The sequence below is a fragment of the Subtercola endophyticus genome, assembly GCF_021044565.1.
Classification (GTDB): Bacteria; Actinomycetota; Actinomycetes; order Actinomycetales; family Microbacteriaceae; genus Subtercola; species Subtercola endophyticus.
The window spans coordinates 21,109-38,806 of the sequence record NZ_CP087997.1 but is presented as its reverse complement, the minus strand read 5'-3'; the positions used below and the strand labels follow the sequence as shown (position 1 = coordinate 38,806).

The 17,698-nt window shown below is 66.6% G+C and carries 20 protein-coding genes; 11 read left to right on the top strand and 9 right to left on the bottom strand.

All coding sequences use genetic code 11. The annotated features are described in order from the left end of the window. The first annotated feature begins 103 nt into the window (after positions 1-103). The 5 genes from LQ955_RS00200 to LQ955_RS00180 all read left to right on the top strand — a co-directional run bounded on the left by LQ955_RS00200 (position 104) and on the right by LQ955_RS00180 (position 5,721). Positions 104-1,144 (top strand): carbohydrate ABC transporter permease, encoded by a 1,041-nt coding sequence (locus tag LQ955_RS00200; RefSeq protein WP_231026252.1) that lies wholly within the window; start codon positions 104-106, stop codon positions 1,142-1,144. Then, a complete protein-coding gene (locus LQ955_RS00195; protein ID WP_231026251.1) occupies positions 1,141-2,031 on the top strand; it encodes a carbohydrate ABC transporter permease in 891 nt (296 codons plus the stop codon). The genes LQ955_RS00200 and LQ955_RS00195 overlap by 4 nt, the downstream gene beginning before the upstream one ends. Beyond that, positions 2,031-3,506, top strand: coding sequence for a glycoside hydrolase family 1 protein (locus LQ955_RS00190; protein WP_231026250.1), 1,476 nt, complete (start codon positions 2,031-2,033; stop codon positions 3,504-3,506). Before LQ955_RS00195 ends, LQ955_RS00190 begins: the two co-directional genes overlap by 1 nt. Positions 3,507-3,688: 182 nt before the next feature. Beyond that, entirely contained in the window at positions 3,689-4,669 is a 981-nt protein-coding gene (locus tag LQ955_RS00185) for a LacI family DNA-binding transcriptional regulator (protein ID WP_231028208.1), read from the top strand. A gap of 380 nt (positions 4,670-5,049) precedes the next feature. Beyond that, positions 5,050-5,721 carry a PadR family transcriptional regulator gene (locus LQ955_RS00180; RefSeq protein WP_231026249.1) on the top strand — a complete coding sequence of 224 codons (672 nt, stop codon included), beginning with the start codon at positions 5,050-5,052 and terminating at the stop codon, positions 5,719-5,721. Positions 5,722-6,151: 430 nt separating this feature from the next. Here the strand turns inward: LQ955_RS00180 and LQ955_RS00175 are convergent, their stop codons facing one another. Beyond that, the gene (locus tag LQ955_RS00175) at positions 6,152-6,907 is read right to left on the bottom strand and encodes a COG4705 family protein (protein WP_231026248.1); all 756 of its coding nucleotides are present in this window, start codon (positions 6,905-6,907) and stop codon (positions 6,152-6,154) included. Between the two features lie 65 nt (positions 6,908-6,972). Here LQ955_RS00175 and LQ955_RS00170 point away from each other — a divergent pair, with 65 nt between their 5' ends. Beyond that, the gene (locus LQ955_RS00170) at positions 6,973-7,614 is read left to right on the top strand and encodes a TetR/AcrR family transcriptional regulator (RefSeq protein ID WP_231026247.1); all 642 of its coding nucleotides are present in this window, start codon (positions 6,973-6,975) and stop codon (positions 7,612-7,614) included. 288 nt (positions 7,615-7,902) lie between these two features. Here LQ955_RS00170 and LQ955_RS00165 read toward each other — a convergent pair whose 3' ends face one another. After that, positions 7,903-8,391, bottom strand: coding sequence for a glutathione peroxidase (locus tag LQ955_RS00165; protein ID WP_390623503.1), 489 nt, complete (start codon positions 8,389-8,391; stop codon positions 7,903-7,905). A 2-nt stretch (positions 8,392-8,393) separates the two neighbouring features. Then, positions 8,394-8,708, bottom strand: a complete 315-nt coding sequence (locus LQ955_RS00160) for an EthD family reductase (protein WP_231026245.1) — start codon at positions 8,706-8,708, stop codon at positions 8,394-8,396. 105 nt (positions 8,709-8,813) lie between these two features. Here LQ955_RS00160 and LQ955_RS00155 point away from each other — a divergent pair, with 105 nt between their 5' ends. After that, positions 8,814-9,623, top strand: coding sequence for a thymidylate synthase (locus LQ955_RS00155; protein WP_231026244.1), 810 nt, complete (start codon positions 8,814-8,816; stop codon positions 9,621-9,623). Positions 9,624-9,630: 7 nt separating this feature from the next. Further along, complete coding sequence (locus LQ955_RS00150; RefSeq protein WP_231026243.1) at positions 9,631-10,113, top strand: dihydrofolate reductase; 483 nt, start codon at positions 9,631-9,633, stop codon at positions 10,111-10,113. Positions 10,114-10,174: 61 nt separating this feature from the next. Here the strand turns inward: LQ955_RS00150 and LQ955_RS00145 are convergent, their stop codons facing one another. The 3 genes from LQ955_RS00145 to LQ955_RS00135 all read right to left on the bottom strand — a co-directional run bounded on the left by LQ955_RS00145 (position 10,175) and on the right by LQ955_RS00135 (position 12,226). After that, complete coding sequence (locus LQ955_RS00145) at positions 10,175-10,435, bottom strand: glutaredoxin family protein (protein ID WP_231026242.1); 261 nt, start codon at positions 10,433-10,435, stop codon at positions 10,175-10,177. A 37-nt stretch (positions 10,436-10,472) separates the two neighbouring features. Continuing rightward, positions 10,473-11,345, bottom strand: a complete 873-nt coding sequence (locus LQ955_RS00140) for an HpcH/HpaI aldolase/citrate lyase family protein (RefSeq protein ID WP_231026241.1) — start codon at positions 11,343-11,345, stop codon at positions 10,473-10,475. 83 nt (positions 11,346-11,428) lie between these two features. Continuing rightward, positions 11,429-12,226, bottom strand: coding sequence for an alpha/beta fold hydrolase (locus LQ955_RS00135; RefSeq protein ID WP_231026240.1), 798 nt, complete (start codon positions 12,224-12,226; stop codon positions 11,429-11,431). Between the two features lie 94 nt (positions 12,227-12,320). Between LQ955_RS00135 and LQ955_RS00130 the strand changes: the two genes are divergently transcribed. The 3 genes from LQ955_RS00130 (at position 12,321) to LQ955_RS00120 (ending at position 15,481) form a co-directional block, all read left to right on the top strand. Further along, positions 12,321-13,517 (top strand): LolA family protein, encoded by a 1,197-nt coding sequence (locus tag LQ955_RS00130; protein WP_231026239.1) that lies wholly within the window; start codon positions 12,321-12,323, stop codon positions 13,515-13,517. Between the two features lie 31 nt (positions 13,518-13,548). Beyond that, positions 13,549-14,520, top strand: a complete 972-nt coding sequence (locus tag LQ955_RS00125) for an ABC transporter ATP-binding protein (protein WP_231026238.1) — start codon at positions 13,549-13,551, stop codon at positions 14,518-14,520. A gap of 160 nt (positions 14,521-14,680) precedes the next feature. Continuing rightward, entirely contained in the window at positions 14,681-15,481 is an 801-nt protein-coding gene (locus tag LQ955_RS00120) for an ABC transporter permease (protein ID WP_231028207.1), read from the top strand. Positions 15,482-15,580: 99 nt separating this feature from the next. On the opposite strand, the gene LQ955_RS00115 is transcribed toward LQ955_RS00120, so the two are convergent. The 3 genes from LQ955_RS00115 to LQ955_RS00105 are packed head-to-tail and all read right to left on the bottom strand — an operon-like array spanning position 15,581 to position 17,521. Next, the gene (locus LQ955_RS00115; RefSeq protein WP_231026237.1) at positions 15,581-15,925 is read right to left on the bottom strand and encodes a type II toxin-antitoxin system PemK/MazF family toxin; all 345 of its coding nucleotides are present in this window, start codon (positions 15,923-15,925) and stop codon (positions 15,581-15,583) included. Next, positions 15,919-16,176 (bottom strand): hypothetical protein, encoded by a 258-nt coding sequence (locus LQ955_RS00110; protein ID WP_231026236.1) that lies wholly within the window; start codon positions 16,174-16,176, stop codon positions 15,919-15,921. Before LQ955_RS00110 ends, LQ955_RS00115 begins: the two co-directional genes overlap by 7 nt. A 43-nt stretch (positions 16,177-16,219) precedes the next feature. Next, positions 16,220-17,521 (bottom strand): NAD(P)/FAD-dependent oxidoreductase, encoded by a 1,302-nt coding sequence (locus tag LQ955_RS00105; protein ID WP_231026235.1) that lies wholly within the window; start codon positions 17,519-17,521, stop codon positions 16,220-16,222. Positions 17,522-17,698: the final 177 nt, after the last annotated feature.

The window sequence follows — 17,698 nt, the reverse complement described above, 5'->3', positions numbered from 1 at the left end:
GCGGGGGCGGCCTGAACGGCTGCTCCCGCTCCCTGCGCGCGCATCGATTTATGCGACTGACGCCGTATTGACTATTCATGTTTTCGATTAGGTAGAGGCCAGAATGACCGCAACACTCACGCCGCCGCAGGAGCAGAAGCCCGCAGCGGAGACACCGGCGCAGAAGCCGAAGGTGCCCTTCAAGTACCGGCTGAACCGCTTCGACATGAAGGCGTCGCCGTACCTGTACATCGCGCCGTTCTTCATTCTGTTCGGGCTGGTGGGGCTCTTTCCCCTCGGATACACGTTCGTCGTCTCACTGAATAAGTGGAACCTGCTCACGGGCCCCGGTGGATTCGTGGGGCTGGCGAACTACGGCGCAGAACTCACCGATCCGTTCTTCTGGAACTCACTGTTCAACACCGTGAGCATCTTCTTGCTCTCGGCCGTGCCGCAGCTGATCATCGCCGTGGTGATCGCGGCGGTACTCGACCAGAACATTCGCGGCAAGACGTTCTGGCGCATGAGCGTGCTGATTCCTTATGTCGTCACCCCGGTCGCCGTGACGCTCATCTTCTCGAGCGCGTTCGATGAGAAGTACGGCGCCATCAACAACCTTCTGCAGTTCTTTCACCTGAACCCCATCATGTGGAAGACCGAGACGTTCCCCTCGCACGTGGCCATCGCCACGATGGTGAACTGGCGCTGGACGGGCTACAACGCCCTCATTCTGCTCGCGGCCATGCAGGCCGTTCCCCGCGACATCTACGAATCCGCCGCACTCGACGGCGCGGGCGCGATCAGGCGCTTCTTCTCGATGACGCTGCCGAGCATCCGCCCCACCATGATCTTCGTCATCATCACCGCGACCGTCGGCGGCTTGCAGATCTTCACCGAGCCGAAACTCTTCAACCCCACGACGGCCACGCCCGGCGGGCCGCAGCGGCAGTATCAGACCACGGTGCTGTACCTGTGGGATCTCGCCTTCAACCGGCAGAACTTCGGCAAGGCGTCAGCCGTGGCCTGGCTGCTGTTCTTGATCATCGTGCTGTTCGGGCTGTTGAACTTTCTGATTTCGCGCCGCATCGCTTCGACCGAAGCCAAGTCATCGAAGCGCAAGACCGCCCGAATCCTCGCCCAATACAACGAGAACAAGATCTCATGACGACACTCACTGCGAAGCCCCAGACCCCCGCGAAGCCTCAGACCCCCGTGAAGCGGCGCAAGCCGCTCGGCATCGACAAACGGCCGGGCTTTCTGACCTACGCCCTGCTGATCGTCTTCTTCATCGGCGGCACCTATCCTCTCTACTGGTCGTTCATCGCCGGTTCGAGCCCGAGTTCGGTGCTCACCCAGACCTGGCCGCCGCTGCTGCCCGGCGGTCTGTTCTGGCAGAACGTCGGTGCCGTAATGGACACGGTGCCGTTCTGGATGTCGCTGCTGAACAGTGTCATCGTGTCGACCGTCATCACTATTTCGGTGGTGTTGTTCTCGACGCTGGCGGGGTACTCGTTCGCCAAGCTGAAGTTCCGCGGGCGGGAGGGTCTGCTCGTCTTCGTCATCGCGACTCTGGCGGTGCCCACCCAGCTCGGCATCATTCCGCTCTTCATGGTGATGAAGCAGTTCGGCTGGACGGGTACGCTCGGCGCCGTCATCGTGCCGACCCTCGTCACGGCGTTCGGCGTGTTCTTCATGCGCCAGTACCTCGTCGATGTGATCCCCGAAGAGCTCATCGAGGCGGCCCGGGTCGACGGTGCGAGCATGATCAGCACGTTCTGGCACGTCGGTGTTCCCGCCGCCCGGCCGGCCATGGCCATTCTCGGCCTGTTCACCTTCATGACCGCCTGGACCGACTACCTCTGGCCGCTGCTGGTCGTTCCGCAGAATCCGACCCTGCAGGTGGCGCTCAGCCAACTGCAGTCAGCGAAGTACGTCGACTATTCGATCGTGCTCGCCGGTGCGGTGCTCGCGACCGTGCCGCTGCTCATTCTGTTCATTCTCGCCGGGCGCCAGCTCGTGTCGGGCATCATGGCCGGGGCGGTGAAGGGCTGATGTCAGCTGCGAACCACCCCTGGCCGGCCGGCTTCATCTGGGGTTCGGCCACCGCCGCCGCCCAGATCGAAGGGGCCGCTCACGAAGACGGCAAAGAAGACTCCATCTGGGACGCGTTCGCGCGTGTTCCCGGCGCGGTGATCAACGGCGACACTCCCGAGGTCGCGGTCGACCACTACCACCGGATGCCCGAAGACGTCGCCGTGATGAAAGACCTCGGTCTCGACTCCTACCGCTTCTCCACCAGTTGGGCGAGGGTCAAGCCGGGCGATCGGTACGTCAACGCGAAGGGACTCGACTTCTACTCGCGTCTCGTCGACGAATTGCTTGGGGCGGGCATCCTGCCGTGGCTCACCTTGTATCACTGGGACCTGCCTCAGGCGCTCGAAGAGCTCGGCGGCTGGACGAACCGCGACACCGCCTACCGCTTCGCGGACTACGCCGAGGCGGTCTACGACGCACTCGGCGACCGTGTCGACCACTGGACCACGTTCAACGAACCCCTCTGTTCGTCGCTCATCGCCTACACCTCGGGCGAGCATGCCCCCGGTCGTGTGGATCCGCGTGCAGGACTCGCGGCGGTACACCACCAGCACCTCGGGCACGGGCTCGCCGTGGCTCGGCTGCGGGAGTCAGGCGCCGCGCGCGGCAAGGTGGGCGAGACGGCAGACCAGATCGGCATCACGCTCAACCTCACGACGGCCGTGCCGAACGACCCGAACGACCCGGCCGATCTCGAGGCCGCGCGGCGCATCGACGGCCTGTGGAACAGGCTGTTTCTGGAGCCCCTGGTGCTCGGCGCCTATCCCGCCGACGTGCTGGAGGATGTTCGCGAGTATGGCCTCGCCGAGCTGATCGAGCCCGGTGACCTCGAGGTGATTTCGGCGCCGCTGGACTTCGTGGGGGTCAACCACTACCACGATGACAATGTCAGCGGGCATCCACTGCCCGTGGTCGCCGCCGTCGGTGCTGGGATCGGCGTCGCGATGCCGACCCCGACTGCCGCGCCGACGACGCGCGAGAAGCGCTCGCCGTTCGTCGGCTCGGAGTACGTCACCTTTCCGCCGCGAGCGCTGCCCCACACGGCGATGGGTTGGGAGGTGAACCCCGAGGGTCTGCACGGGCTGCTGGTGCGGCTCGGCCGCGAGTATCCGAGTCTGCCACCGCTGTACGTCACCGAGAACGGTGCCGCGTACGACGACATCGTCTCCCCCGACGGCTGCATTCATGACGCCGAACGCACGGCCTACATCGAGTCGCACGTCGACGCGATCGGGCGGGCCGTCGCCGACGGGGCGGATGTTCGGGGGTACTTCGTGTGGTCGCTGCTCGACAATTTCGAGTGGGCCTGGGGGTACGACAAGCGGTTCGGCATCGTGCGTGTCGACTATGAGAGCCAGCTGCGAACAGTCAAAGACAGCGGCCGCGCCTACGCCCGCATCATCAAGGAGTCTCGTGAACACGCTTACAATTGAGGGTAGCTAGACATTACGGGCTTCTGATGGATGCTCGTGGCCTGCCAACACGACTGTAGGAGAGAGCTGTGACGACGGAGACGCCAAGCAGCACCGTGACGCCGAGCAGCGTGACGCCGAGCAGCACCGCCGCGCCGGGTGAGGCGGAGGCCGGCGGGCCGCGCATCGTTCCCACGCTCGAGATGGTGGCGGCCCTCGCCGGGGTCTCGCGGGCCACGGTGTCTCGAGTGGTGAACTCGTCGCCCAAGGTGACGCAGCAGGTGGTCGATGCCGTGAACGAGGCCATCGAGAAGCTCAATTACGTGCCGAACCGGGCGGCCCGGTCGCTGGCGAGTCGGCGCACGCAGGTGATTGCGCTGGTCGTGCCCGAGACCACGGCCAAAGTCTTCAGCGACCCGTTCTTCGCCACCGTCGTGCAGGGCATTGCGCTCTACCTCTCCGACACGGACTACACACTGAACATGCTCATCTCGTCTGAGACGAAGTCGGAGAAGACGCGGCGCTACCTGATGGGCGGAAACGTCGACGGCGCCATCGTGGTCTCGCACCACAGCGGCGACCACTCGTATGCGCATTTGGGGCAATCCCTTCCGATGGTCTTCGGCGGCCGCCCGCTCGCTGCCGAGGGCGAGAGCTACTTCGTCGATGTCGACAATGCGGCTGGGGCCGCGGGCGCGACGGCGCACCTCGTCGAGAGCGGGCGGCGACACATCGCCACTATCGCAGGTCCGCAAGACATGCCGCCGGGGCTCGACCGGCTGAGCGGGTGGCGGCGCACGCTCAGTATGCACGGGCTCGACCAGTCCCTCGTCGAGATCGGCGACTTCACGCCCGAGTCGGGGGCCGCAGCGATGCGCCGGCTGCTCGATCGCGGGGTGCCGATCGACGGCGTCTTCGCGGCGAACGACCAGATGGCGGCGGGCGCGTACTCTGCCATCTACGAGCGCGGGCTGAGCATCCCCGGCGACATCGCCGTCGCTGGGTTCGACGACAACTACTACGGATCGACCGCCACTCCCCCGCTTACCACCGTGCATCAGCCCTCCCACGAGCTCGGCGCCAAGATGGCCGAAGTACTCGTGGCGCTCATCGAAGGCAAATCGGTCGAGCACGTGACGACCATGCCCACCCAACTCTTGATCCGGGCATCCACCGCTGCCTAGATTGGTGCGCCGCCGCCTCTGCGGCGCACAGTGCGACTGGATGCTCGCGCCAAAGTTTCGGCCGCTACCAACACGAAACGCGACGAGCGCGGTCACCGCGTTTCGTTGACCCCGTTGGTGCGACGCGGCCCCCTCGCTGTTCTCGCAGCGGGATCGACTTCGCGAAAAGTGCCCCAAGACTTCGGTTTTGGGGCACTTTTTGGTAATTCGATCGGTGGGAGTTGACATTGCGATAGTTTGCGATATATCGTTAACTCATCGCCGAATAGCGGTGATGCATCGGGAGCATATCGAAACCGTTCGGTTTCGTGAAAGAAGGCTTCTGACAAGACTTCTTACCCGCCTGTCGAATGACGACAGACAGAAAGGTGAACGCGATCATGAAGCGCACTCACAACAACTTCGACTTTTCAGGCTCTGACTCTCAGCACGAGGGTCACGGGCGCCCCAACGGGCACTCCCCGGCAGACCGCGCCTTCCGCGGCCCGCACGGTCACGACGGATTCCGCGGCTTCGGCCCCGGCGCCGGTTTCGGCGCAGCGGGCTTCGGCCCCGGCGCTGGAGCCGGCTTCGGCGGCGGGTTCGGCCCGGGCTTCGGCCCGCGCGGCCCGCGTCGTGCAGGCAAGGGCGACATCCGCTCGGCCATCCTGTCGCTTCTCGGCGACGGGTCCTCGAACGGCTACGGCCTCATCAAGGCCATCGCCGAACGCACCGGCGGCACCTGGCGCCCGAGCCCCGGCTCGGTGTACCCCACGCTGCAGCAGCTCGTCGACGAAGAACTCATCGTAGCGACCGGCGACGGCCGCCGCACCGAGTTCGAACTCACCGACGCCGGCAAGGCGTACCTCACCGAGCACGCCGATGAGATCACGAAGGCCTGGGAGGCGACCCCCGGCCGCTCGCAGAGCGACACGGCCTTCATCGAGAGCGTCGGCAAGCTCATGGGCGTCGTGCACCAGTTCCGCTCCGCGGCGACGGATGCCCAGCGCACCGCTGCGGCCGAGAAACTCGACGAGGCGCGCCGCGCCCTGTACCTGATCCTCGCGGACTGAGCGTATGGTGCGCCGCCGCTTCTGCGGCGCACGGTGCGACCGGATGCTCGTGCTCGGCTATTGGCCGCTACCGACGCTGAAAGCGACGAGCGCGGTCGCCGCTTTCAGCCGACCTCGCTTGGTGCGCCGCCGCTTCTGCGGCGCACAGTGCGACTGGCCACACACTCCTGCGTATTGGCCGCTACCAACACGGAACGCGACGAGCGCGGTCGCCGCGTTCCGTCGATATCGCTTGGTGCGCCGCCGCCGCTGGGCCCACGCCGGCCGGAGGCTCCGCGCGCCGCTTGCGGCGTGTGGAGTGGCCGGTGGGGACGGCGCACAGTGCGACTGGATGCTCGTGCGCGGGTATTGGCCGCTACCGACGCTGAAAGCGACGAGCGCGGTCGCCGCTTTCAGCCGACCTCGCTTGGTGCGCAGCCGGCAGCACTCCCTACGAGGAGGGCTGCCGGCTTTTTCGTGAGGTGAGGTAGAGCACGCAGACGGCGATGAGGGCCAGCAAGACGAGGCTCACGGGGCCGGTGCCGAGGCCGAGACCTCCGCGGGCGGGAGGAACGGCCATCCAGTCGGCGAACGACGCGCCCAGTGGTCGGGTGACGACATACGCGAACCAGAACGCCAGCACGGGGTTCATGCCGAATCGCGCGTAGGCGACGGCCGGTATCGCGATGATGACGGCGAACAGGATGCCCGAGCCCAGGTACCCCAGATCGAACACCGTCGCGGTCAGGTCTCCGGCGGCCGTGCCGAGCGCGAAGGTGGCCAGTACCGTGATCCAGTAGAACAGTTCGCGTCGGCGCGTCGTGATGCTGTGGATCGACAGCGTTCCCTCCACCCGGCGCCACACCACGAACACCACGGCGAGCACGACCGCGAATACCAGTGTCGAGACGAGGTACGGCACCCCGAAGCCGACGTGCGCTACGTCGGCCGCCATGGTTCCGAACACGCTGACAAGCACGACCGTGAGCCAGTAGAGCCACGGCGTGTAGGCGCGCGATCGCACCTGGACGACGAGAGCTGCGACAAGCGCCAGGCCGGTGAGCGGCACGACGACGACCGGATCGAAGGCCACGGCGAAGTAGTCGGAGGTCGTCTCGCCCATGCCCGTGGTGAGAACTTTCGTGACCCAGAAGGCGACCGTGATCTCGGGCACCTTCGAGGCGAGCGTGCGTGCCGGAAGAGTCATGAGTCAACGTTAGCGATCAGCTAGCAAAAGCAACGAAGATTGCCTTAGGGCGCTAGACTGCCTGTATGAATACTCAGGTCGCGACGCCCGGTCAGGTCGCTTCGGGCCATGTGGCTTCGGGCTCGCTCGGCGCGGCGAAAGCAGCGACCGTGCCGAGCAGCGCAACACTCTCCGCCGCCCCTGCGAAGCGCACCGGGGGGCGCAGCGCCCTCGTGCTCGCTGCCGTGCGCCGGGCCGTCGAAGAACTCGTTCGCGAGCGCGGCGCTGAGCGGGTCACGGTTCCGATGATCGCCGAGCGCGCCGGAGTGAATCCGACCAGCATCTATCGCCGCTGGGGCGATCTGCCCACTCTGCTCAACGAGATCGCCACCTATCACCTCGATCCGGCCCGGCCACTGCCCGAAACGGGCACGTTGCGCGACGACCTCACCGGCTGGGCTCGCGAGATCATCGAGCACTACAGTCTGCCCGTGCATGCCGCACTCTTGCGCGCCGGTGCCGCCACGGCCGGCGAGAGCGAATCGGACTGCCTGCGCGACCGCCGCGCCGAGGCCACGATGATGGTCGCGCGATTCGAGCATCCGCCGGTCACGGCCGAGCAAGTGATCGACCACCTCGTGGCGCCGATCATCTACCGCGTCATCTTCCTACCCTCGAGCGTCGACGCCTCTACAGCCGACCGCCTGGTCTCCGACCTCTTCGCGTAAATTTGTGCGCCGCGGTGCTGGCTGGTGCCCCCCTCCCCACCCGCGCCCATCGACTTTGCGCACATGGCTGCAAAAACGCCCACTTAGGTGCTTTTTCGCAAAGTGGATTTAAGGAGAAGGGCGGGAAGAGGGGGCGAGCAATGGCGGCGCACCTCCCAACACCGCGGCGAACCAACGAGGTCGGCTGAAAGCGGCGACCGCGCTCGTCGCTTTCAGCGTCGGTAGCGGCCGATAGTCAGGATCGAGCATCCAGTCGCAATGCGCGCCGCAGAGGCGGCGGCGCGCAAATCAGACAGCGGGCAATGACTGCTCGATCAGAGACACGATGGCGGGGTCATCCGGCTCGGTGCGCGGGCGGAAGCGGTGCACGGCGCCATCGGGGGTGACCACGAACTTCTCGAAGTTCCACTTCACGCGGCCGGCCTTTCCTTCATCGTCGGCCGCCTTCTTGAGCTCGGTGTAGAGCGGATGCTCGCCCCGACCATTGACCTTGATGCGCTCGAACATGGGGAACGTGACGCCCCATGTGGTGGAGCAGTATTCGGCGATCTTCTCTTCGCTGCCGAGCTCTTGCAAGAACTGGTTGCTCGGAAAACCGAGCACGGTGAATCCGCGGTCGCCGTACGTCTTCTGCAGGTCTTCGAGCTTCTCGTACTGCGGTGCGAGCCCGCAGCGCGAAGCGACGTTGACGATGAGCTTCACCTTGTCGCCGTAGGCCGAGAGCGACGTCTCGCCGCCGTCGATGGTGACGATCGGAATCTCGTTGATGTCGGCCACGGTCACGCCCCCTCTTCGATGTCGGAGAACAGAATGCGCACTCCACCGGTCGCGAGACCGAAGATCGACGGGAACAGCTCGGCCGCCTCGGCGGTGGCGACAGCTGCCGACGCGGTGTCGTAGTCGTCGAAGTAGAGGTCGAACATCCGGTACGCCGGCGTGGGCGTGCCGTCTTCTTTCGGCCAGACTTTCGAGCTCTCGAACTTGACCACCCCTGGCAGCTTCTTGGCCAGTTCGACCTGCCCGGCCGAGTAGCCGGCCTCGAACGCGTCGGGGTCGGTGGGGTTGTCGTAGATAACAGTGATTTTCGTGGGCATCGTGCCGCCTTCTCTGCATCGAAACGAGGCACTTCAGCCCCGCAATCTCATCGTATGTGCGGCGGGCTGGCGGTTGCCCCCGAATTGCAATTACGCTCGACTCTGATGATTACTACAGTCGCGACTCCGTACGAAGACCTGCTGCGGCACACCCTCGAAACGGGCGCGGCGAAATCCGACAGAACGGGCACCGGAACCACGAGCGTCTTCGGCGCCCAACTGCGCTTCGACCTGCGCGAGGGCTTTCCGCTCATCACCACGAAGCGCGTGCACTTCAAGTCGATCGCCTACGAGCTGCTGTGGTTTCTGCGCGGCGAGAGCAACGTCGGCTGGCTGCGCGAGAACGGCGTCACCATCTGGGACGAGTGGGCCGACGCCGACGGCGAACTCGGCCCGGTCTACGGGGTGCAGTGGCGTTCGTGGCCGACCCCGTCGGGAGAGCACATCGACCAGATCAGCCAGGTGCTGCACACGCTGAAGAGCGATCCCGATTCCCGCCGCATGATCGTGTCGGCCTGGAACGTCGCCGACATCCCCTCGATGGCCCTCGCCCCCTGCCACGCGTTCTTTCAGTTCTACGTGGCCGACGGCAAGCTCTCGTGCCAGCTCTACCAGCGCAGCGCCGACCTCTTTCTGGGCGTGCCGTTCAACATCGCGAGCTACGCCCTGCTCACCCACATGGTGGCCGCGCAGGCCGGCCTCGAGGTGGGCGACTTCATCTGGACCGGCGGCGACTGCCACATCTACGACAATCACCGCGAGCAGGTGACCGAGCAGCTCAGCCGCGAGCCGTATCCGCTGCCGACACTCAAGCTGCTGCGCACCCCGCCGAGCATCTTCGAGTACGAGTACAGCGATTTCGAGATCGAGAACTACCAGCACCACCCGGCCATCAAGGCGCCGGTCGCGGTGTGACGCCCGCATGACGCTCGGGATGATCTGGGCCGAGGCCCGCGCAGGCATCATCGGCGACGGCGGTACCATTCCGTGGCGGCTGCCTGAAGACCTGGCGCACTTTCGCGAGCTCACGATCGGCGGCGCGGTGCTGATGGGCCGCAAGACCTGGGATTCGCTGCCCGAACGATTCCGTCCGCTGCCGGGGCGCCGCAATCTGGTGCTCACCCGCGACCCGAGCTGGGAGGCGAGCGGGGCCGAGACGGTGCACTCGATCTCGCAGGCGCAGCGTTTGGTCGGCGACGACGCGTTGTGGGTGATCGGCGGCGGCGAGCTCTACCGGCAGGCTCTTTCGCTCGCAAGCAGACTCGAAGTCACCGAAGTGGATCTCGGCGTTCGCGGCGATACTCGAGCGCCCGCGATCGACGCGACGTGGGAGCCGCAGGGTGCGACGCCCTGGCTCGAGTCGGGCACGGGCATCCGGTACCGCTTCGTGAGTTACGCGCGCTGAAGCCGGCTTGCGCTGACGCTGGCTGCCACCCGAATCGCCGCCACGGGCAGCGTTCTGAGGTTCAGAGGGCGAGGGCAAGCCCCGTCAGCACCTGGTTGATGGTGGGCACACCTTCCGCCCGGAACACCTGTTCGCCGGCGTCGTTCTCGATGATGACCGTGGGCGTGGCGGTGATGTCGGCCCGCTCGGCGGCATCCGGATGCACCGCCACATTCACTTCGCTGATCGAGACCCCGCTCACCAGCGCCGCGGCCTGGTCGAGAACCGCGCGCGTCGAGGTGCACGCCCCGCAGAACGACGACGAATACAGCTGAACACGCATATCTACTGCAGCAACCGTCGGCCGTGCTGCATTCCCGCTAAAGGGGGCGGATGCCGAAGGCCTGAGCCAAGCGATCGATCTTCTGTGCGCGGCCGAGGCGCGGCAGGTCGCTGCCGTCGCGGATGACCCGGCCGCGGCTCTCGAAATCGTCGAGGAAGTCGCGTGCCCACGTGGCGTCGGAGCGCGTCGGGCTGATGACCTCGTTGATCACCGGCAGCTGCTCCACGTCGAGGCAGAGCTTCCCAGTGAGACCGAGGGTCACAGCAAGCGCCGACTGCTCGCGCAGAACGGGGTGGCTGCTGCCGACGGTGGGCCCGTCGATGGGGCCCGGCAGTCCGCCGATTCGGCTGGCGACGACGAGTCGCGAGCGCGGGTACGCCATGGCCAGATCGTCGGCTCCGGTGCCGGTGTCGCGGCGGTAGTCGCCGCTACCGAAGGCGAGCCGGAAGGCCCCGCGCGCCTCGGCGATGGTGCGGGCCTCCTCGATGCCGAGGGCGGACTCGATGAGCGCGATGACCGGGGTGGAGCCCCCGAGTCGATCGAACGTCTCGGTGACGTGTGCACCGTATTCGGTCTTGGCGAGCATGACGCCGCGCAGGCCCGGCAGGCCTTTGAGCGCGTCGACGTCGCCCGACCAGAATGCGGTCGAGTGATCATTGATGCGCACCCAGGCCTCGCCGCCGTTCTGCAGCCACGCCACCACGTCTTCTCGGGCCTTCGGCTTCAGCTTGGGGTCGACCGCGTCTTCGATGTCGAGAATGATCTGGTCTGCGCGCGAGGCGGAGGCGGCGTCGAACGACTCCGGCCGCGTCGCCGCAACCAGCAGCCACGAGCGAGCGATCTCGGCAGAGACCGGCTGACCGCCGATGTCGAACGTGGGCACATCAACGGAGTCGGGCTGGTCGGTCATCGGCGTCTTTCTCACATGCGGATTAGTCGTCGGCAATGCTATCGCCTCAACGGTGAGCTGCCTGACGACGAGTCGCTGACCCGTCAGGAAGCGGTAAAGAACGACCGCAGCAGTGGCGCGACCGCGGCCGCCTCGACAGCATGGTTCTGACCGGGAAGCGTGTCGACGGTCGCCGTACTCACCACGCTCGCGATGCGTTCGGCCGCCGCGAGGGCCCACGGAGCGCTGTCTCCGCCCGCGATCGCCAGCACCGGAACACTGACCGAGACGAGCCAGTCGCTCGACGCAGAACCAGTGACGCAGAGCAACTGGTCGTACGGCAGGGTGTGGGCTATGGCGAGCATCCCGGGCCAGAACGGGGCGTGTGACACCCATTCGATCTGCTCGGCCGGCATGCCGGTGCCGCGCATGAATTCTTTGGCGGCGCCGTCGAGATCACCGGCCGCGACCAGCGCGTTCAGGCTTTCGACGGTCGACAGGGGCACCGGATGATCGAACATCAGTGGAGGCTCATACACCGCCAGCTTCGTCATCGGCACACCGCTGGCGGCCGCGTCGAGCGCAAGAACGGCTCCGGATGAGTGGCCGTAGACGAAGGGGGGCGCACCCGCCGAACCGTCGCCCTGCTGCTCGCCGGTCGACCGGATGACCGCGTAGAGGTCTTCGAGCTCGCGAGCGATCTCGTACGGAGGCGTGTCGCCGCTGTCACCCCGACCGCGGCGATCGTATTCGTAGACCGTGAAGTCGGCGGCGAGCAACGCGGCGAGGTCTTTGCTCGACTGGCGGGTATTGAAGGCCCCGGTGACGATGACGAGAGCCGGGCCGGTGCCGGTGCGATCGACTTCGAGGGTCGTCGCGTCGGTCGAGGTCACCTTGTACATGAGGCAACAATACTAAGCAAACTGACGGAAACGGAGAGTACCGTTTCTCTCGTGCGGGCACCCGTGACGCACATGCAGCGGAGGTAACGAAGTCGTGACGAACAACAAGTGGAAGCGCTGGATTCCGGCTGCCGTCATTCCGGTGGTCATCGCCGGCGTGGCCATCGCCGTGCCCCTCTCGGCGAATGCAACCGACAGCCTGCCCACGAAGAGCCCGCAAGACGTGCTCGCGATGATCGGCAACAGCACGGTCACGGCGTTCTCGGGCACGGTCGAGCAGACCGCGAACCTCGGGCTGCCGGAGCTGCCGGCCGGCGTGTCGTCGAGTTCGCTCGGCGCCTCGGGTACCTCCTCCGACGCGAGCGCGACACCGTCGCCCACCTCGACCGGTTCGGCCGGTTCGGCTGCCGGCCCGAGCACCGCCGATGTCTCCTCGGCCCTGGCGCTGCTCACGGGAACGCACACCGCGCGCGTTTATGTCGACGGCGCCACCAACCAGCGCGTTCAGGTGATCGACCAGCTCGCCGAGACCGACCTGGTTCGAAACGGCAGCGACGTCTGGCAGTACGACTCCGCCAAGCAGACCGCTGTGCACACCACCCTGCCCGCCAAGAGCGGTTCATCGAGTGACAGCTCGGGCGACGCCACCGTGCAGACCCCTGAGCAGCTGGCTCAGAAGTTTCTCGACGACGTCGACCCCACCACCAACGTCTCCGTCGGCGGCGACGTGACGGTCGCCGGGCGCTCGGCCTACGACCTGATTCTCACGCCGCAGGCCACCGACACCCTGGTCGGTTCGGTGTCGATCGCGGTCGACTCCGCCACCGGGCTGCCGCTGCAGGTCAGCGTGACCGCGCGCGGGGCTGCCGACACGGCGTTCAGCACGGGCTTCACCTCGCTCGATCTCAGCACCCCGTCGGCCGACCTGTTCAACTTCACTCCCCCGGCAGGAACGACCGTGACCGAGAAGACCGCTCCGGCAGGTTCGGCGGGTTCGGCGGGCGCGGGTTCGGGCGCGACATCCACCGCCCCCGGCGCGTCGGCACCAGGCTCATCGGCGGCCAAGCCCGTGGTGACCGGTACCGGCTGGGACGCGATCGTCGAGCTGCCCGCAGGCGCCGACGCCTCGGCCCTGACGAGTTCGCCTCTGCTCGGTGAGTTGACCACAGCGGTCGACGGTGGTCACCTCTTGAGCACGACGCTCGTGAACGTGCTCGTCACCGACGACGGCCGGGTGTACGCCGGGTCGGTGTCGGCAGACCAGCTGCAGGCCGTGGCCGCCGCGAAGTGATCGCACACCGCCCTTCCGAGGTCGCCGCGTTATGACGGCCGCCGCGAGCACCGAGCTCGCCATCGAGACGCACGCGTTGACCAAGACGTTCGGCAAGCAGACGGCGGTCAACGGCATCGACCTCGCCGTGCCGCGTGGCTCGGTCTTCGGTTTTCTCGGGCCGAATGGGTCGGGCAAAACCACGACCATTCGTGTTCTGCTCGGTCTCGCGAGCGCGACCAGCGGCGAGGTGAGCGTGCTCGGGCAACCGCTGCCGGGCCGGCTCGCAAATGTACTTCCGCGGGTCGGTGCGCTGATCGAAGGCCCCGGGTTCTATCCGTTTCTCTCCGGCGAGGCCAACCTGCGCCGGCTCGACTCCGCCGATCGGTACGTCAGCAGCTCCACCCGGCGTGCACGCGTGGATGCCGCCCTCGATCGCGTCGGGCTCAGTCACGCGGCGGGCAAGAAGGTCAAGGCCTACTCGCTCGGCATGAAGCAGCGACTCGGCATCGCCAACGCTCTGCTGACTCCGCGCGACCTGATCGTGCTCGACGAACCGACCAACGGACTCGACCCGCAGGGCACCCGCGAGGTGCGCAACCTGGTGCGCTCGCTCACCGCAGAAGGCACCACCGTTTTCGTCTCGAGCCACCTGCTGGCCGAAATCGAGCAGATCTGCACCCACGCCGCGGTGATGCGCGCCGGAAACCTCGTGGCGCAAGGCAGCCTCGACGACCTGCGCCGAGCGGGCCAGGCGCGCGTACGCGTGCTGACGCCTGACGACCTCGCCGCCGAGCAGGTACTTCGTCGGCTCGGGCTGGTTCCCGAGCATCCGGATGCCCGGGGTGACGGCTCGGCCGACGTGACCGTCTCGGCGCCCATCGCCGACGACCTGGCACCCGACGCGGTGGTCAGCGCGTTGGTCGGGGCGGGTGTTCGCGTGCGAGGATTCGAGGTCGAGCGCGCCACCCTCGAAGACCTCTTCGTGGCCCTCACCGGGGAGGGGTTCGACGTTGTCCAGTGACCCCGATGCGGTCGAGCCACCGCGGCCCGGGAGTGCTGCCGGGCATCCACTCACCGGAGACACGACAGCCGAGCATCCACTCACCGGCGACACCGCTGCCGGGCATCCACTTGCTGGCGACTACGCCGCCCTCGCGCGCCCCCGCGCCGGGTGGGCGTTCATGGGATCGGAGATCGGTGTGCTGTTCCGGCGCCGACGCACGTGGGTGATGCTGATCGCCCTCGCCGCCATTCCGGTGCTGATCGCGGTGGCCGTGCGCATCTCATCGGCCGGATCGACCCCGGGTCGCGGGCCGGCGTTTCTCGGCCAGATCACCAACAACGGGCTGTTCGTCGGGCTTGTTGCGCTGATCATCTGCATTCCGCTGTTTCTGCCGCTGACCATCGGCGTGGTGGCGGGCGACACCATCGCGGGCGAAGCGAGTTCGTCGACCCTGCGTTACCTGCTCGTCGCACCGGTCGGGCGCGCCCGTCTGCTGCTCGTGAAATTCGTTGCGGCGGCTGCGTTCTGTGTGGCGGCGACTCTAGTCATCATCGTGGCCGGAGCCCTGATCGGCGCGGCGCTGTTCCCCATCGGACCGGTCACGCTGCTCTCGGGAGACACCGTGAGTCTCGGCGAGGCAGGTCTGCGGGCCTTGCTCATCGCCGCCTACGTGACGGTCTCGCTGCTCGGCCTCACCGCCATCGGCCTGTTCATCTCGACCCTCACCGACATTCCCGTCGGCGCGATGGCGGCGACCGTCGTGGTATCGATCATCTCGCAGGTGCTCGACTCACTGCCTCAGCTCGACTGGCTGCATCCGTGGCTCTTCACCCACTACTGGCTCGACTTCGCCGATCTGCTGCGCCAGCCCATCGACTGGTCGTCGTTCGGCTCGAACGCCCTGCTGCAGCTGGCCTACGTCGCCGTCTTCGGCACCCTCGCCTTCGGCCGCTTCAGCACGAAAGACATCCTCTCGTAGCGCCGCCGCATCGCGCCGCCGAGAGCGACGTTCGCGGACGAGAGCGACCGCCGCGGCGGCTCCTCTCGTCCGCGAGAGTCGCTCTCACCGAAGACCTCTTCACAGAGTGAGCACCAGCCGGATGCCCGCACTGACCTCATTCACGAGGTAGGGCGGCAGCGATCCAACCTCCTCACCGAGTTCGTCTTTGTCGAGAGTCTGGAGTTGCGAAACGTTCACAGCCGCGTCTTTGCTCAGGCCCGAGGCCGAAGCGGGAACAAACACATTGCCAGGGTGCTCGGCAGTCTGCGTGTTCGAGGTGATCGTCGCCACGATCACCGTGCGCAACGCGCTGCGATTGAATCGATCGTCTTGCACGACGAGCACCGGCCGACGTTTCGCCGGAGCACTGCCACGTGGCGCGCCGAGATCGGCCCAATAGACGCTGCCGCGCTGAACTACCACTCGTCTCCCGATGTGTAGCGTTCGAGAAGCCGACGACCTTCGTCTGCTGCGGCCGTCGCTTCTGCCTCGACTGCCGCGCCCCCTCGAATCAGAGCCGAATTTATCTCACCGACGAGGTCGTTCGACTCCAGCTCGGAAAGATATCTCTCCGCAGCAGTTGTGAAGAACTGCGATCGATTGATTTTGAGCTCAGCCACTCGATCTTCGACACGCCGAAAGGTGTCGTCAGGTACGGAAATCGCGGTCTTCATAGGTGAAGTATAACGGTGTTATACCGGATCGCAAGCGAACCGATCAGAGGGAGTCGAGCGGTACCGCGGGGTCGGCCAGGCGGGCGGGGTCGACGAGGTTCGCGCGGCGGATGATGCCCTGCACGGCCTCGTTCACCTCCCACACGTTGACGTTCATACCGGCGACAACACGGCCCTCCGCGAGCCAGAACGCGATGAACTCGCGCGCCGCCACGTCGCCGCGATACACGACGGATGCTCCGCGAGCCAGCGCCGAATAGCCCGAGTACTCCATGCCGAGGTCGAACTGATCGCTGTAGAAGTACGGAATCTCGTCGTACGAAAGCGAGCGCCCGAGCATCGACGCCGCCACCGCTGTGCCCTGGTTCAGAGCGTTCGCCCAGTGCTCACTTCGCACGCGCCGCGTGATCACGGGGTGGAACGCATTCGCGATGTCGCCGACCGCCCAGATGTTCGGGTCGCTCGTGCGCAGGGCGGCGTTGACCAGCACGCCGTTGTCGATGTCGAGGCCGGCGGCTTCGGCGAGCCGGATGTTCGGGGTAGCGCCGATACCGACGACCACGACGTCGGCGGGCAACTCGTCGCCGGTGGTCAGTTTCACGGCCGTCACGGCGCCCCGGGCATCCGCACGCTCGGCGGAGCCGTCGCCCGCGGCGACACCGCGGGCATCCGCACCGCCCTCCGCGGCATCCGCACTCAGCAGCTCTGCGACCTCGACCTCCGACCGCACCACGACGCCGTGCTCACGATGCAGGTCGAGGAACACCTGCCCGAGCTCGTCTCCGAGCACCGAGGCCAGCGGGACCCGGCCGCGGTCGAGCACGGTCACCTCGTTGCCGAGGGTGCGGGCTGTGGCGGCGACCTCCAGGCCGATCCAGCCGGAGCCGACGACGATCACCCGTTTGTCTCCGGCCGCCAGAACGGCGTGCAGGGCCTGCGCGTCGTCGAGCGTGCGCACCGTGAAGACCCCGTCGAGGTCCGCCCCCGGCACGTCGAGCTGCCGCGCCGACGAGCCCGTCGCGAGCAGCAGCTTGTCGTACATCACGGCCTCCCCCGAGTCGAGAAAGACGAACTGCGCTTCGGGGTCGATCGCGTCGACGGTCACGCCGAGGTCGAGATCCACGTCGCGCTCGGCGTACCAGCCCTCGGCTTCGACGAAGACGGAGTCGAGCTCGTCGGTGCCGGCGAGAAAGCCCTTCGACAGCGGCGGGCGGATGTACGGGCGATGCGACTCGGCCCCGAGCATCCGGATCTCCCCGGCGAAACCCTGCTCACGCAAGGCTTTCGCAGCGGATGCCCCGGCGAGCGCCGCGCCGACGATGACAATGTTCTGCTGATCGGTCACCACCCCACTCTGCCACTTTCGCCGCCGCGCAACAGCCCCCATCGTGTGCAGCCACCGGCGCCAGCGCAGGCACCAGACGTGCACTCGACACGCATTGGTCTTGCACCGGACTGGCGCCGGAGTTGCACCGGAACGGCCGCCGGGTGAACCTGCTGATTTGCCGGTAATACCGCTGTC